The sequence below is a fragment of the Aliiroseovarius sp. YM-037 genome (genome assembly GCF_048060095.1).
Taxonomy (GTDB): domain Bacteria; phylum Pseudomonadota; class Alphaproteobacteria; order Rhodobacterales; family Rhodobacteraceae; genus JBLUOA01.
This window is the reverse complement of the sequence record NZ_JBLUOA010000005.1, coordinates 1-13,307: the sequence shown is the minus strand read 5'-3', so window position 1 is coordinate 13,307 and position 13,307 is coordinate 1. Positions and strand designations below refer to the sequence as shown.

13 protein-coding genes are annotated in these 13,307 nt (G+C 59.9%); 9 read left to right on the top strand and 4 right to left on the bottom strand.

Going from position 1 to position 13,307, the window contains the following annotated elements; all coding sequences use genetic code 11:
• Positions 1-3 precede the first annotated feature (3 nt).
• The 4 genes from ACEWPJ_RS15630 (at position 4) to ACEWPJ_RS15615 (ending at position 2,770) form a co-directional block, all read left to right on the top strand.
• On the top strand, positions 4-642 hold the full coding sequence (locus ACEWPJ_RS15630; protein WP_416514052.1) for an LON peptidase substrate-binding domain-containing protein: 639 nt from the start codon (positions 4-6) through the stop codon (positions 640-642).
• Positions 639-821 carry a Trm112 family protein gene (locus tag ACEWPJ_RS15625; protein WP_416514051.1) on the top strand — a complete coding sequence of 61 codons (183 nt, stop codon included), beginning with the start codon at positions 639-641 and terminating at the stop codon, positions 819-821. Before ACEWPJ_RS15630 ends, ACEWPJ_RS15625 begins: the two co-directional genes overlap by 4 nt.
• A gap of 121 nt (positions 822-942) precedes the next feature.
• Positions 943-1,746, top strand: coding sequence for a hypothetical protein (locus ACEWPJ_RS15620; RefSeq protein WP_416514050.1), 804 nt, complete (start codon positions 943-945; stop codon positions 1,744-1,746).
• Positions 1,733-2,770 carry a hypothetical protein gene (locus ACEWPJ_RS15615; protein ID WP_416514049.1) on the top strand — a complete coding sequence of 346 codons (1,038 nt, stop codon included), beginning with the start codon at positions 1,733-1,735 and terminating at the stop codon, positions 2,768-2,770. The genes ACEWPJ_RS15620 and ACEWPJ_RS15615 overlap by 14 nt, the downstream gene beginning before the upstream one ends.
• Positions 2,771-2,772: 2 nt before the next feature.
• Here the strand turns inward: ACEWPJ_RS15615 and ACEWPJ_RS15610 are convergent, their stop codons facing one another.
• Positions 2,773-3,999, bottom strand: coding sequence for an FAD-dependent monooxygenase (locus ACEWPJ_RS15610; RefSeq protein ID WP_416514048.1), 1,227 nt, complete (start codon positions 3,997-3,999; stop codon positions 2,773-2,775).
• A gap of 82 nt (positions 4,000-4,081) precedes the next feature.
• Between ACEWPJ_RS15610 and ACEWPJ_RS15605 the strand changes: the two genes are divergently transcribed.
• From ACEWPJ_RS15605 to ACEWPJ_RS15590, 4 genes are all read left to right on the top strand, one after another.
• Positions 4,082-5,413, top strand: a complete 1,332-nt coding sequence (locus ACEWPJ_RS15605) for an amidase (RefSeq protein WP_416514047.1) — start codon at positions 4,082-4,084, stop codon at positions 5,411-5,413.
• A gap of 117 nt (positions 5,414-5,530) precedes the next feature.
• Positions 5,531-6,712, top strand: a complete 1,182-nt coding sequence (locus ACEWPJ_RS15600) for an aminotransferase class I/II-fold pyridoxal phosphate-dependent enzyme (RefSeq protein ID WP_416514046.1) — start codon at positions 5,531-5,533, stop codon at positions 6,710-6,712.
• A 12-nt stretch (positions 6,713-6,724) separates the two neighbouring features.
• Positions 6,725-9,565 (top strand): DNA translocase FtsK 4TM domain-containing protein, encoded by a 2,841-nt coding sequence (locus tag ACEWPJ_RS15595; RefSeq protein ID WP_416514045.1) that lies wholly within the window; start codon positions 6,725-6,727, stop codon positions 9,563-9,565.
• Between the two features lie 131 nt (positions 9,566-9,696).
• Positions 9,697-10,308 (top strand): LolA family protein, encoded by a 612-nt coding sequence (locus ACEWPJ_RS15590; protein WP_416514044.1) that lies wholly within the window; start codon positions 9,697-9,699, stop codon positions 10,306-10,308.
• Here the strand turns inward: ACEWPJ_RS15590 and ACEWPJ_RS15585 are convergent.
• Positions 10,305-10,886 carry a lytic transglycosylase gene (locus ACEWPJ_RS15585; protein WP_416514043.1) on the bottom strand — a complete coding sequence of 194 codons (582 nt, stop codon included), beginning with the start codon at positions 10,884-10,886 and terminating at the stop codon, positions 10,305-10,307. The two genes, ACEWPJ_RS15590 and ACEWPJ_RS15585, sit on opposite strands and share 4 nt — an antisense overlap.
• A 192-nt stretch (positions 10,887-11,078) precedes the next feature.
• Between ACEWPJ_RS15585 and hspQ the strand changes: the two genes are divergently transcribed.
• On the top strand, positions 11,079-11,405 hold the full coding sequence (hspQ, locus tag ACEWPJ_RS15580; RefSeq protein WP_416514042.1) for a heat shock protein HspQ: 327 nt from the start codon (positions 11,079-11,081) through the stop codon (positions 11,403-11,405).
• On the opposite strand, the gene ACEWPJ_RS15575 is transcribed toward hspQ, so the two are convergent.
• Entirely contained in the window at positions 11,402-11,782 is a 381-nt protein-coding gene (locus ACEWPJ_RS15575) for a rhodanese-like domain-containing protein (RefSeq protein WP_416514041.1), read from the bottom strand. The genes hspQ and ACEWPJ_RS15575 overlap by 4 nt on opposite strands.
• A gap of 1 nt (position 11,783) precedes the next feature.
• The coding region (locus ACEWPJ_RS15570; RefSeq protein WP_416514040.1) for a gamma-glutamyltransferase family protein at positions 11,784-13,307 on the bottom strand (1,524 nt) is incomplete at its 5' end.

Genomic DNA, 13,307 nt, shown 5'->3' with positions numbered 1-13,307 from the left:
GCCATGTTCTCGGCTGCTGACCTACCGGACACACTCCCGCTTTTCCCGCTTCCGGGCGCAATGGTGCTACCTCGCGCCCGGCTTCCATTGCATATCTTCGAACCGCGCTACCTCGCGATGTTCGAAGATGCGTTGAAGACCACGCATCGCTTTATCGGGATGATCCAACCGGTTGCCGATGACGACAACCCGCGCCTTCATACGATTGGCTGCGCGGGGCGGGTGTCGGCCTTCACCGAAACTGATGACGGGCGGTATATGATTACGCTGACCGGCATTTCACGCTTTCGGCTTGGGAAGGTACACGAAGGGTTCACCCCCTACATGCGCGCCGATGTCAGGTGGCAGGGGTTCGATGGCGATTTGAAGCGGGCCCAACACGATTCCGGCTTTGATCGAGCCGGATTTCTGTCTCTGTTACGGCGGTACTTGGAGGCGGAGGAGCTTTCGGCAGACTGGGAAAACATGAAAGAGGCAGAGGATGAGTTGCTGATAAATTCCCTCTCCATGTTGTGCCCGTTCGATATTGAGGACAAACAGGCGTTGCTGGAGGCATCGTCGCTATCGACGCGCCGCGAAACACTGGTGACGCTGATGGAATATGCTCTGCGGCGCGGCCATTCGGATGAGACCATACAATGACAGATTCCCCTGAATTCGACCCTAAAATGCTAGAAGCGCTGGTGTGTCCACGAACCCACAGCGCCCTCAGCTATGACCCAGAAAAGCAAGAACTGGTGTCGAAACAGGCCCGGCTTGCCTTTCCGATCCGGGGCGGAATCCCCGTCATGCTGATCGACGAAGCCCGCGAGATTGAGTGATGGATTCGCCCCGCTTCGGACGGCTGACATAGGCTAACCCGCTGTCCTAAAACCCCTTTCCTACCGTATGGCGTGAATGTTTCTATGTCCCACAACCGGGATGTGGTATGCTTGTGGTATTATGTCTGATCAAACGGGACAGAGCCCAACGCCACCCCCCGCGGCGGCCCCTTCAGAAAGCACCGATCGCAGCGGCGCTTACTGGACCGTTATCAATGACCTCACGAAACGCCTGAAAAGCATCACCGGGCTGATCGGCGCGATCGCGGTGATCCTTGGTTTTACCTATGGCGCCTATGAATTCCTGTTCAAACGGGCGGTGGATGGTGCGGCGCGCGAAAAAATCCTGCTGCTGTTGGCGGGTGAGGAAAACGCGGAGTTCGTTGAAGGGCTCGACAATGAAATACGCCAGCGGGCCAACCTGCTTGAGATTGCTTTGGAATCCCAACAGCTGCGCAAAATGCGGGCGCAGGTCGATTCCGTGCATTCCTTTAACCTTCATCGTTCCTTCGCTGGGCCGCTGCCGGAATTTGACCCAACCGACCCTAATACAGCGGCTTTGGCCCCGGATAGCGTGTCAGGCGTGCAGAAAGTCTTTGTGTCCGAGGATCAGTCGCTCAGGCTCTACGTCTATCCCAATATCCGCAATCTGAGTGCGGGCGGGCGGGCCTACCACTATTCCGACGCGCGGTTCGCGATCCGGGTCGGCAGCTCTGCCGAGACGATCCCGCTCGGCACCGACTTGCGCGTCAACGGGCGCAGCATCACCTGCCTCGCGCGGGCGCATCTTCGCACCCGGCCGGGGGAGAATCTTCTGAGTATTCAAGTCGAGTTTGAGGGCAATAGCCCTGTGATAGAGTATGATTTTGATGTCGTCATCATCTCCTCCAAGGATCAGGACGAGGACGCGAATGCCTGTGCTTAGAACGCTGATTTTAGCGATGGCGACCATGACCCACGCAACCGTTGCGGATGCCGATTGGGCAGAGGTTGGACAGAATATCTGGATCAATGGTGGCGATCAGGTCGCTGAGGTCGATTTCGCCGCAGTCCGTTTCAAGCCCAATGCCGTCAACCTAAGCTTGCTTGAGATGAACAGCTTTCTCAATCGTCGCTTCTCTACCGCGGCAGGGTTGCGGATCAATACGACAACAGGCAGTTCCAAATCCATCGCCTATTCGCTGCGCGAGGTGTGGGAGCTTGTGGGCGACGATCCGAACGTCGTCGCGGTTGTTCCCGTCGGCTATCTGGAAAGCGCCGGGCGCCCGCAGATCGCCGGGTTCATGCGCTTGCGCGATCAAGACCAAAACCCGCTGATGAGCGCGCCGAACCTCACCGCGCTGTACTGCCTCGACAATGACGCGTGGCGTGAGCGGCAGGGTCGAACGAAGGAGGATTCGGGCCAAATCCCCTATCTGTTCGCCGTCGATTTCGCGCCGGGCAGCGCGTTCCGATATCTTCCCAGCCTTACCACATTGAATGAGGAAGGCAGAAGCGATGGGCGTATCTCGGGCGATCTCGATTCCTGCGAAAACGTCGTCCAGATCGGGCCGAGAATCATCGATCCAAGGCGACTTAGTGTCGAAGTGTCGCCCCGCAACCGCGTCGCGTTGGATGTCATTAAAGACGACCGACCACCCCAGCCGCGCGTGGTCGTATCATGGGACCTGACCGGCCATCTGACGTTTACGATCATCGCAAAACCCGTGAACCTGCGATCAGTTGCTGAGATGGTCGCCGATGCCGGATTTTACGGCACGACCGACGCGTGCAGTCAGGATGCCGATCCGGATAATCGCTCCGCTTCGTGCGAATATTGGGCTGCGGCGCTGACCTCGTTCGAACATGCGGGCATGATCATTCGGGACGGCGCGGATGCCGAACCGCAGATCGTTGGGCAGGTCGATACGATGATCCCTGCCGCGATTGTCGTCCGACGGTTGCAGTAGCGTCAGACTTGCCGCCCTTGCATCAGTTTTGGCAAATCTCCGGTCAAGCCAGCGGCCTCCCGTATCAATTTGCGGCGCAGACCGGGTATGGCGTTGACCGCGCCAAGCCCAATATCGCGGGCGAACCGCAGCAATCCGTTGTCATTTGAAAACAACCTGTTAACCCCATCCGTCGCCGCGACGAGCGTCGCGGTGTCCCAACGCCGCCACTGCTGATAGCGGGCCAGAACGTCCGCCGCGCCAATATCTTCGCCGCGCCGCCGCGCTTCGATCAGGACTTCAGCCAGAGCACCGACATCGCGCAGACCAAGGTTCAGGCCCTGCCCGGCAATCGGGTGAACGCCATGGGCCGCATCGCCAACAAGGGCAAGGCGCTCGCCGACGAACCGCTCGGCAATCGTCAGGCCAAGCGGGTAGCTGAACCGCTCTCCCGCCAACGAAATATCACCGAGGAAATTGCCGAAACGCGGGCGGAGGGTCTCAAGGTAGCCATCGTCGTCAAGGCCCTGAATCTGCGTGGCGGCGGCGTCTGTCTCGCTCCAGACAATCGACACGCGGTTGCCGGGAAGTGGTAGGATGGCGAGCGGGCCTTGCGGCATGAACAGCTGATGCGCAACGCCGTTATGGGGCAGTTCGTGTTCAATAGCGCAGACCAGCGCGGTTTGGCCATAGCCCCACCCTTTACGCTTGATCCCCGCCCGTTCCGCCGTGCCGCTGCGCCGTCCGTCGCACCCGATCACGACGCTGCCGGTAAGGTGTCTGTCGCTGCTAAGGGTTAGTGTCACCGTGCCACCGTCGACCCGCTGTTCCGTCACCGTTTTGCCGGGCAGATGGGTGATCCCCGGATGATCCTTCATCGCTTTCAGAAAGGCGCGGTAAAGGTGGCGATCCTCAAGCATGTGGCCCATCGGGCCTTCTTCGATCTCTGCATGGTCGAAATGCAACATCCAGGGGGCGGGCGCTTCGCCGGCGCGGCCATCGGTGATCTTGATTTCAAGGATCGGCTGGGATGTGTCGGCAACCTGATCCCAGACGCCAATCGCCGAAAGCAAGCGCTGCGACGCGAGGGCGAGCGCGTAACCCCGCCCGTCAAACCCCGCATTGGCCCGCGCGCCCTTTGGCTGCGCGTCAATCACGGTGACGGTAAAACCGCCATCTGCAAGCGCAAGGGCAAGCGCCGGGCCGTTCAGCCCACCGCCCACAATCAGAATATCTGAATCGGTGCTCATAACCCCAATATGGCGGTCGCGGCGGGATTGTCCATGCGCCCCTGTGCCGCTACCGTGGCGTGGAATGGAAGCGGGGTGCGACATGGCGGATGATTGGCTGAACATGACGATGGCCGAGCTTGGGAAAGGCATCGATTCAGGTGAGATAGAGCCTGTTTTGCTGACTGAAGCCTATCTAACAGCCATCAACGAAAGCCCGCAAAAAGATCGGATCTACGCCCGCCTGACCGAGGATCGCGCATTGGCCGAGGCCGAGGCCGCCTCAGCCCGTGCCAAGGCCAAGCAACGGCGCGGCCTTCTCGATGGCGTGCCGATTTCCTGGAAAGACCTCTACGACACGGCAGGGGTGGCGACCGAGGCCGGATCGGCCCTGTTGAAAGGCCGGACGCCTGACCGCGATGCAGTGGTATTGCAAAATGCAACGGCGGCGGGGCTGGTCTGCCTTGGTAAAACCCACATGTCGGAGCTTGCGTTTTCCGGCCTCGGCTACAACCCGGTGACGCAGACATCGCCTTGTGTGAACGACCTTGAGGCAGTCGCCGGTGGGTCATCGTCCGGTGCTGCGGCATCGGTTGCGTTTGGGCTGGCGGCGTGCGGAATAGGCTCTGATACAGGGGGATCGGTGCGTATTCCGGCGGTTTGGAATGACCTCGTGGGGCTTAAAACCACCTCTGGCCTGCTGTCGCTTGACGGTGTCGTGCCGCTGGCGAAGCGCTTTGACACCGTCGGCCCGCTGTGCCGGTCGGTTGAGGATGCGGCCCTGATGCTGGGCGCTTTGGGCGGGACCTCGCCGTGCGATCTTCGCGGTGCAACGCTGCAAGGCACCAAGATGATGGTCCTGCGCACCGTCGCGATGGACGATGTTCGCGACGCCCCGATAGTGGGCTTTGAAAGTGCGGTGCAGCGCCTTCAGGCGGCGGGGGCTGAGGTTCACTATGCCGATGTTGACGGCGTGGCAGATGCGATGGACCTGTCCGGCGTGCTTTACACGACCGAGGCTTACGCCCAATGGGGGGAAGAAATCGAAGCTGCGCCCGATCTGATGTTTGACAAGGTGCGGGATCGGTTCCAAGCGGGAGCGGAGTATTCGGGCATCGACTACATACGGGCGTGGGATAGGCTCGAATCCTGCCGAAAACGGTTCTTTGCGGGGATCGCCGGATATGACGCGGTTCTGATGCCGACCTGTCCGACTCTGCCGCCGAATGTCGAACGGCTAAGGACCGATGACGCGTATTTCGTCTCAGAAAACCTGATGGCGCTCAGGAATACGCGGATTGGAAACCTGATGGGAACCCCTGCACTGACACTTCCGACTGGGGTGCCATCGACGGGTTTGATGATGCTGACGCCGCCAAATACCGAAGCGCGTCTGCTGCGGCTGGGCGCGGCCGCCGAAGCGGCGCTGGCCTAAATGCCACAGGCAAACTCCACAACCATATAAATTTTCGGCGTTTTTCTGGACATGCAGGTCCGGGGTTTTGTATCCTTCGTGGAAACGGGGCGAAATGATCCCGGCTTTGAGGCAGACATGAATTTTCCAGAGCGGTTTTCGAACCTGCCAGAATACGCATTTCCGCGTTTGCGGAGCTTGCTGGACGTGCACGCGCCCGGTGGCGATGTTGTGCATATGACGATTGGTGAGCCGCAGCATGATTTTCCGGCTTGGATCATCGATGTGATCGCCGAAAACGCGGCTGAATTTCGCCGCTATCCCACCAACGAAGGCACGCCAGAGCTTTTGGCCGCCATCGCCGGATGGATTTCGCGCCGCTATGATGTGTCGGTCGATCCGGCGACGCAGATCATGGCGCTGAACGGCACCCGCGAAGGGCTATATAATGCCGCGATGGCGCTTTGCCCCGAAACCAAGAACGGCAAGCAGCCGACGGTGCTGATCCCCAATCCGTTTTATCAGGTCTATGCCGTGGCCACCGCATCGGTGTCGGCAGAGCCGGTTTTCGTCTCTGCAACAGCAAAAAATGGCCATCTACCGGATTACGCGAGCTTGCCTGACGACGTGCTCGACCGCGCTGCCATTGCCTATATTTGCAGCCCCGCGAACCCGCAGGGCGCAGTTGCGGACGAAAGCTATTGGGCCGATCTGATCGCGCTGGCTGAAAAGCATGATTTCCGCATCTTCGCGGATGAGTGTTATTCCGAAATTTACCGCGACACCCCGCCCCCCGGAGCGCTCAGCGCGGCGGCGAAAGCGGGTGCCGATCCGGAGCGGGTGACGATCTTTCACTCCCTCTCCAAGCGATCGAACCTACCGGGGCTTCGGTCGGGTTTCGTCGCCGGTGGGCCCGAAACGATCAAACGCATCCGCCAGCTTCGCAATTACGCGGGGGCGCCGTTGCCAATGCCTTTGCAGCGCGCGGCGGAGAAAGTGTGGGCGGACGATGAACACGTCGTTGAGAACCGCGCGCTTTATCAGGAAAAGTATCGCGTCGCGGATGAAGTGTTCAGCGGCACGCCCGGCTATCAGGGACCGGCAGCAGGGTTTTTCCTGTGGCTTGCGGTTCCCGACGGGGAAGAGGCGGCGATAAAACTCTGGACCAAGACAGGCGTGCGGGTGTTGCCGGGCGCGTATCTAAGCCGGACGGTGAATGACAGTAATCCGGGCCAAGGCTACATCCGTGTGGCGATGGTGGCTCCAAAACAAGAAATGCAGCGCGGGCTGATCCAGCTTCGCGACTGTCTCTACGGGTAAGGACAGGTAAAGATGGCAAGTTATCAGGCAAGACAACGCGACCCTTTGTTGGATCAGAACACGCAGGCGGTTCTTGAACGACGAGGCAAGGAATTGCTGGGCGTCGGTTTAATGATCGTCGGCGTTGCGTTCGTTTTGATGCTTGCGTCTTATTCGCCTGACGACCCAAGCTGGTTTTCCGCCACCGATGCCGAGGTGCAGAATACACTTGGCCGCCTTGGCGCGTCTATCGCGTCGCCGCTGTATATCATTGCGGGGTGGGGCAGTTGGGGCATCGCCGCTGTTCTGCTCGCTTGGGGCGCACGTTTTGTTACCCATCGCGGGCAGGACCGCGCAATCGGCCGGTTGATCTTTGCACCAATCGGGATCGCGCTGATTTCGATTTACGCCTCGACCCTTATGAAGACGACAGATTGGTCGCACAGCTTCGGCCTTGGCGGGCTGTTTGGCGATGCGTTTTCCGGTGCGGTGCTGTCGGTGCTTCAGGAATGGGGCGGGATCGCCATTTGGCTGAAGCTGCTGTCGGCGGCGTCGGGCCTCGGCATGATTGCAATGATGCTTTACGTGCTTGGCGTGACCGGGCCAGAGTTGCGGCGGTTCGGGCGGTTCCTGCTGCTGGGCCTTGTGATGACCTATGCGATGATGCTGCGTTTGTTGGGCAAGGGCGCCCGTGGGGCCGCGATGGCGGCGCGGAGCGTGAATGACTCCCGACTGGAACGGCGCGAATACAAACTGGCGCAGGCTGAGGCGGCGGAGCTTGAAGCGATGCACGGACCTGCCGCGGCGGCCACCCCGAATGCCCGCGTGCTGCGGGCGGACCCGCGGTATGGGGACGACGTCGAAATTGTTGATGATTTCGACGAACCCGCCCCGGCGAAGCCCGGCCTGCTCGCGTCGCTGATGCGCCGCGCGCCCGAGGCCGAGCCGGAGCCTGAATTGATCGAACCCACCCCGCTTGACCCCGAGGTCGACATGGAAGGCGGAGAGGATCGCATCAAAGCGAAGATCGCGGATGTGATTAAAGCCCGCGTGCGCCAGCCCGCGCTGACGATTGGCCGGGCAGAGCCGCAATTGACCCGTGGTCGTGGCCCGCAGCCGTTGATCCTGGACGCGCAACCGCCGCTTCAGGCCGGGTCGGATTATGCCGATGCAGCCTATGACGATGATCCGCAGGACACCCAGATGTTCGAAGCGGAGGATATGCCAGAACCAATCGCGCCGCCCGTGGTGGAACCGACAAAGGCGAAGGTCATAAACCCGCCGCGCAAACCCGTGCAACCGTCGCGCCAAGCACGGGCAGAGGCGCAGCCCGCGTTGCAATTCGAGGACCGCAAGGCACCGGCGTACGAACATCCGCCGCTATCTTTGCTGACGAATCCGGTGCAGATCGAACGTCATCACCTGTCCGATGAGGCGCTTGAGGAAAACGCGCGGATGCTGGAAAGCGTGCTTGATGACTACGGTGTGAAGGGCGAAATCGTCTCTGTTCGCCCCGGCCCGGTCGTCACGATGTATGAACTCGAACCCGCGCCGGGTTTGAAGGCCAGCCGTGTGATCGGCCTTGCCGACGATATCGCCCGGTCGATGTCGGCTCTGTCGGCACGTGTGTCAACGGTTCCGGGGCGCAGTGTGATCGGGATCGAGCTTCCGAATTCCAACCGCGAGATGGTCGTGCTGCGCGAAATTCTTGCCGCGCGCGACTTTGGCGACAGCAATATGCGCCTACCGCTGGCGCTGGGCAAGGATATCGGCGGCGATCCTATCGTCGCCAACCTTGCCAAGATGCCACACCTGCTGATCGCAGGGACGACGGGTTCAGGCAAATCCGTGGCGATCAACACGATGATCCTCAGCCTACTTTACAAGTTGAGCCCTGAAGAATGTCGCCTGATAATGATCGACCCGAAGATGCTGGAACTTTCGGTCTATGACGGCATTCCGCATCTTCTCAGCCCCGTTGTGACGGACCCGAAAAAGGCGGTCGTCGCGCTGAAGTGGACCGTGGGCGAGATGGAAGAACGCTATCGCAAGATGTCGAAAATGGGCGTTCGCAACATCGAAGGCTACAATGGCCGCGTGAAAGATGCGCTATCGAAGGGTGAGATGTTCAGCCGGACCGTGCAGACCGGCTTTGACGATGAAACCGGCGATCCGATCTTTGAAACCGAAGAGATCACGCCCGAGGCAATGCCCTACATCGTCGTCATCGTGGATGAGATGGCCGACCTGATGATGGTCGCAGGCAAAGAGATCGAGGCCTGTATCCAGCGCCTCGCCCAGATGGCGCGGGCGTCGGGTATCCACCTTATCATGGCAACGCAGCGGCCTTCGGTCGATGTGATTACCGGGACGATCAAGGCGAACTTCCCGACCCGGATTTCGTTCCAGGTCACGTCGAAAATCGACAGCCGCACCATTCTGGGTGAACAGGGGGCGGAACAACTGCTTGGCATGGGCGATATGCTTTACATGGCAGGTGGCGCGAAGATCACCCGTATCCACGGCCCGTTCTGCTCGGACGAGGAGGTCGAAGAGATCGTGACCTACCTCAAGGGGTTCGGTCCGCCCGAATACATGAGCGGCGTGACCGACGGCCCGGACGAGGACAAGGAAAGCGATATCGACCTTGTGCTTGGCCTTGGCGGGAACACCGATGGCGAAGACGCGCTTTACGATCAGGCGGTGGCGATTGTCATCAAGGATCGCAAGTGTTCGACCTCTTACATCCAGCGCAAGCTGGCCATCGGTTATAACAAGGCCGCCCGCCTTGTTGAGCAGATGGAGGATCAGGGGCTGGTCAGTTCCGCGAACCATGTCGGCAAACGCGAAATCCTTGTGCCGGAGCAGGGGTGAGGCGACGGCCCCACCCCTGACAGGCGCAATTGGATAACCACGGGCATGTTATCGCCTATCAGTGGGCAAATCGTGGATGCTTCCTATATCTTCGGGGTGCATAAGGCACCACGCCGCTTTAGGAAGACACTATGAATAAGACTCGCCGCCTTTTCCTCACCCTGCCGCTTGTCGCGGCTGCGATGACCGCCCCGGCTTTGGCCGATCCCATTCCGTTGTCAGAACTGTCGCGCTACCTCAATGCGCTACAGACCGCGAAGGGGGAATTCACGCAGATCAACGGAGATGGCACGATTTCGACCGGAACGATCTATATCATGCGTCCGGGTCGGATTCGGTTCGAATACAATCCGCCTGACGCCGCACTTGTGATGGCTGGTGGCGGTCAGGTCGCGATCTTTGATTCAAAGTCGAACACCGGGCCGGAGCAATATCCGCTGCGCCGCACTCCGTTGTCGATTATCCTTGATCGGAACGTCGATCTGGGCCGCGCCAACATGGTCGTCGACCACCGCGAGGATGGCGTGTCGACCGTCGTCACCGCGCAAGACCCCGAGCATCCGGAATACGGCAACATACAGCTCGTGTTCACCAACGACCCGGTTGAGCTGCGCCAGTGGATCATCACCGATGACACCGGCACGCAAACGACCGTGGTGCTGCAAGCGCTTCAGGAGGGCGTGCAGATCTCATCCCGCCTGTTCAACATTCCGTTGGAAGTCGACTCGCGCCGCCGAAATTAACGGCGGCACGTCCGAAGTTGCGCCTGATAACGCGCGGCGCGATCTGCGACCACACCCGCAACCCGCACCAGCCACGCCTTGCGATTATAGCTGCCGCGCGCGTAGCCTGACCGCCCCTCGTGATAGGCGAGGTATTGGTTGCGCGCGTCGGTCAGCGGAATGCCAAGGTCATCGCGCGATTGCGACATATACCATCCGATGAAGTCGGTCGCATCGTCGATATCGTCGCGTTTCGCCCGACGGTTCCGTGTATCGCTTTTGTATTCATCCCACGTCGCGTCAAGCGCTTGGCTATACCCATAGGCCGAGGATTGCCGCCCCATCGGAATGACACCCAGCGCAAACCGAAGTGGTGTGCGGGCGTTGCCGACGAATTTCGATTCCTGATGGATCGTCGCCATCTGGACATAAACCGGAACACCCCAACGGCGTTCCGTGCGCTCCATCGCGCGTAGGTAGTTTGGCCGCTCTCTGATGATCGCGCAGGCGTTTTCCAGGTTTCTGGGTGCGGTTGAATTCCCGCTGCCGCAGGCCGCCACTAGAATCATCAGTGCTGTCGCGCGAAGAAGTCTGCTCATCTGCCCCTCGCCTTTTGTTTTGGGTACAATACGCGAAAGAACGGCCATGTGAAACAGGCAATCGGTGGCGGCTCATCACATCTTTGGTGGGCCTGTTTCACCTGAGTCCACAGACTGTTTCTATAAAATATCGGCCCCACCCGTTGCCAAAGGTCAGGCGTTGCCCTTATTACGGCGGTAGGGGCTGAATCTATGTTAAGAACACGCGCAAAATATCATCTTGGGCAGGTTGTCCGTCACCGCAAACATCCGTTTCGCGGCGTTGTTTTCGATGTGGATGCGATTTTTTCCAACACTGAGGAATGGTATGATGCCATTCCCGAGGATAGCCGCCCGAAGAAAGAACAGCCGTTCTACCACCTGTTGGCGGAGAACGATCAAAGCTACTACGTGGCGTATGTTTCCGAACAGAACCTTGTCGCGGATTACACCGGGGAGCCTGTATCGCACCCCGATCTGCCTGACCTGTTTGGTGAGTTCGAGGACGGACACTATCCGCTCGATTTCCAGCTAAACTAATCGACCGGAAAATCGGCCGCTTTCCACGCCGAAAACCCGCCGGCAAGTTCTGCGATATTTTCGACACCCATATCCTGTAGCGTTTTGACCGACAGGGCAGAGCGCCAAGCGCTTGCGCAGTAAAGGATCAGCGTCTTGTCGGTCGCGAGTTCTGGCTTGTGGTAGGGGCTGTCGGGATCAATCCAGAATTCAAGCATCCCGCGCGGCGCATGAAACGCCCGCGGAATCTGCCCGTCGCGGGCCAATTCGCGCGGGTCGCGGATATCGACAAATAGGGCGTCGCCTGTGTCGGCCAGATTGCGCGCCTCTTCCAGCGACAGGGTCTTGATCTGCGCTTTCGCCTCGGCGACGAGAGTTTTGATCGGGGTGATTGCCATGTCAGTATCCTATCGCTGCGCCGTCTTTCCGGGGATCAGAACCGCCGATCAGCGTGCCGTTTTCAGCATCAATCCTGATCGCCTGGGCTCCGCCAAGCGGGACATCGGGGACGACGACATCGTGGCCAAGCTCCGCAAGTTCCTGCTGGACGGTGTCGGAATATCCACGCTCCACCTTCAAAACGCCGGCGTCGGCGAAAGCACGCGGCATATCGATCGCGCTTTGTTCGTCCATGCCAAAATCCACGAGGTTGCTTAGGAACCGTGCATGGCCGGTTGGCTGGTATTGCCCACCCATCACCCCGAAGGGTATCGTGACCTTGCCGTTCTGGCGCAACATGCCGGGGATGATCGTGTGCATCGGGCGTTTGCCGCCGCCTGCTTCGTTCGGTTGGCCCTCTTCCAGTGTGAACCCGGCGCCGCGATTTTGGAAAAGGATGCCGAATTTCTCAGAACTCAGCCCCGCGCCGAAGCTGTGAAAGATCGAATAGATCAGCGAAACCGCCATGCGGTCTTTGTCGACGACTGTTAGGTAAACGGTGTCTTTGTGGACCTGTTCGCTGATCTGGGCGGGTGCTTTCATCGCCGCATTAGGGTCGATCAGCGCAGCGAGCCGTTCCGCCGTATCCGCCGATAGCATGTGATCCAGCCGCGTTGCGTGATCTGGTGACGCGATGAATCTGTTGCGCGCATCATAGGCAAGTTTGGTCGCCTCCGCCTCAATATGCACGCGCTGACTGCCAAACGGGTCCATGCCCGCGATGCCGAAATGGGACAGGATATTCGCCAACAGGATTGCCGTTGCCCCTTGGCCGTTTGGCGGGTGTTCGACCAGTTCGACACCCTGATAGGTGCCGCTGATCGGATCGGTGTAATCGCAAGCAGTAGCCGCGAGGTCGTCGAGCGTGTGGACACCACCGGCGGCGGAAAGGGCTTCGATCATATCCTCTGCAACTTCACCTTCGTAGAATCCCGCGCGGCCATCGCTTGCGATGCGCCGTAACGCTTCGGCCTGTTTGGGGCTGCGGAAGACTTGGCCGATGGCCGCGGCTTTGCCATTGAACAGATAGTCTGTTCGCGCTGATCCTCTCAGGTCATCGGCGGCAATAGCCCAGTCAAACGCGGTGCGGTGGGCAACTGGCACGCCCGTCTCGGCGTAGTAGATCGCGGGGGCGAGGGCCGCTTTCAAACCCAGTTTGCCCCAATCCTTCGACAGTGTGCAAAACGCGTCGACCGCGCCGGGCATCGTGATCGACTCGACCCCACGGATCGGGATCGTGTTGTGCCCTTGGTCGCGCAAGGTCGCCGCACTTAGCCCCGCTGGCGCACGGCCCGATCCGTTGAGGGCGACGATATCTTCCCTATCCGCAGGTTTCAGAAGAACAAAGCAATCGCCACCGATCCCCGTCATCTGCGGTTCGCAAATGCCCAGAAGCATCGCCGCCGCAATCGCGGCATCGACGGCGTTGCCGCCTGCCTCCATCATCTGAACCGCCACCTTGGCCGCCAGCGGATGCGAGGTTGC

Bases quoted from the DNA above. Each gene is read 5' to 3' on its own strand.
- ACEWPJ_RS15630 (WP_416514052.1), top strand. From the start codon at position 4: ATGTTCTCGGCTGCTGACCTACCGGACACACTCCCGCTTTTCCCGCTT.
- ACEWPJ_RS15625 (WP_416514051.1), top strand. From the start codon at position 639: ATGACAGATTCCCCTGAATTCGACCCTAAAATGCTAGAAGCGCTGGTG.
- ACEWPJ_RS15620 (WP_416514050.1), top strand. From the start codon at position 943: ATGTCTGATCAAACGGGACAGAGCCCAACGCCACCCCCCGCGGCGGCC.
- ACEWPJ_RS15615 (WP_416514049.1), top strand. From the start codon at position 1,733: ATGCCTGTGCTTAGAACGCTGATTTTAGCGATGGCGACCATGACCCAC.
- ACEWPJ_RS15610 (WP_416514048.1), bottom strand. From the start codon at position 3,999: ATGAGCACCGATTCAGATATTCTGATTGTGGGCGGTGGGCTGAACGGC.
- ACEWPJ_RS15605 (WP_416514047.1), top strand. From the start codon at position 4,082: ATGGCGGATGATTGGCTGAACATGACGATGGCCGAGCTTGGGAAAGGC.
- ACEWPJ_RS15600 (WP_416514046.1), top strand. From the start codon at position 5,531: ATGAATTTTCCAGAGCGGTTTTCGAACCTGCCAGAATACGCATTTCCG.
- ACEWPJ_RS15595 (WP_416514045.1), top strand. From the start codon at position 6,725: ATGGCAAGTTATCAGGCAAGACAACGCGACCCTTTGTTGGATCAGAAC.
- ACEWPJ_RS15590 (WP_416514044.1), top strand. From the start codon at position 9,697: ATGAATAAGACTCGCCGCCTTTTCCTCACCCTGCCGCTTGTCGCGGCT.
- ACEWPJ_RS15585 (WP_416514043.1), bottom strand. From the start codon at position 10,886: ATGAGCAGACTTCTTCGCGCGACAGCACTGATGATTCTAGTGGCGGCC.
- hspQ (WP_416514042.1), top strand. From the start codon at position 11,079: ATGTTAAGAACACGCGCAAAATATCATCTTGGGCAGGTTGTCCGTCAC.
- ACEWPJ_RS15575 (WP_416514041.1), bottom strand. From the start codon at position 11,782: ATGGCAATCACCCCGATCAAAACTCTCGTCGCCGAGGCGAAAGCGCAG.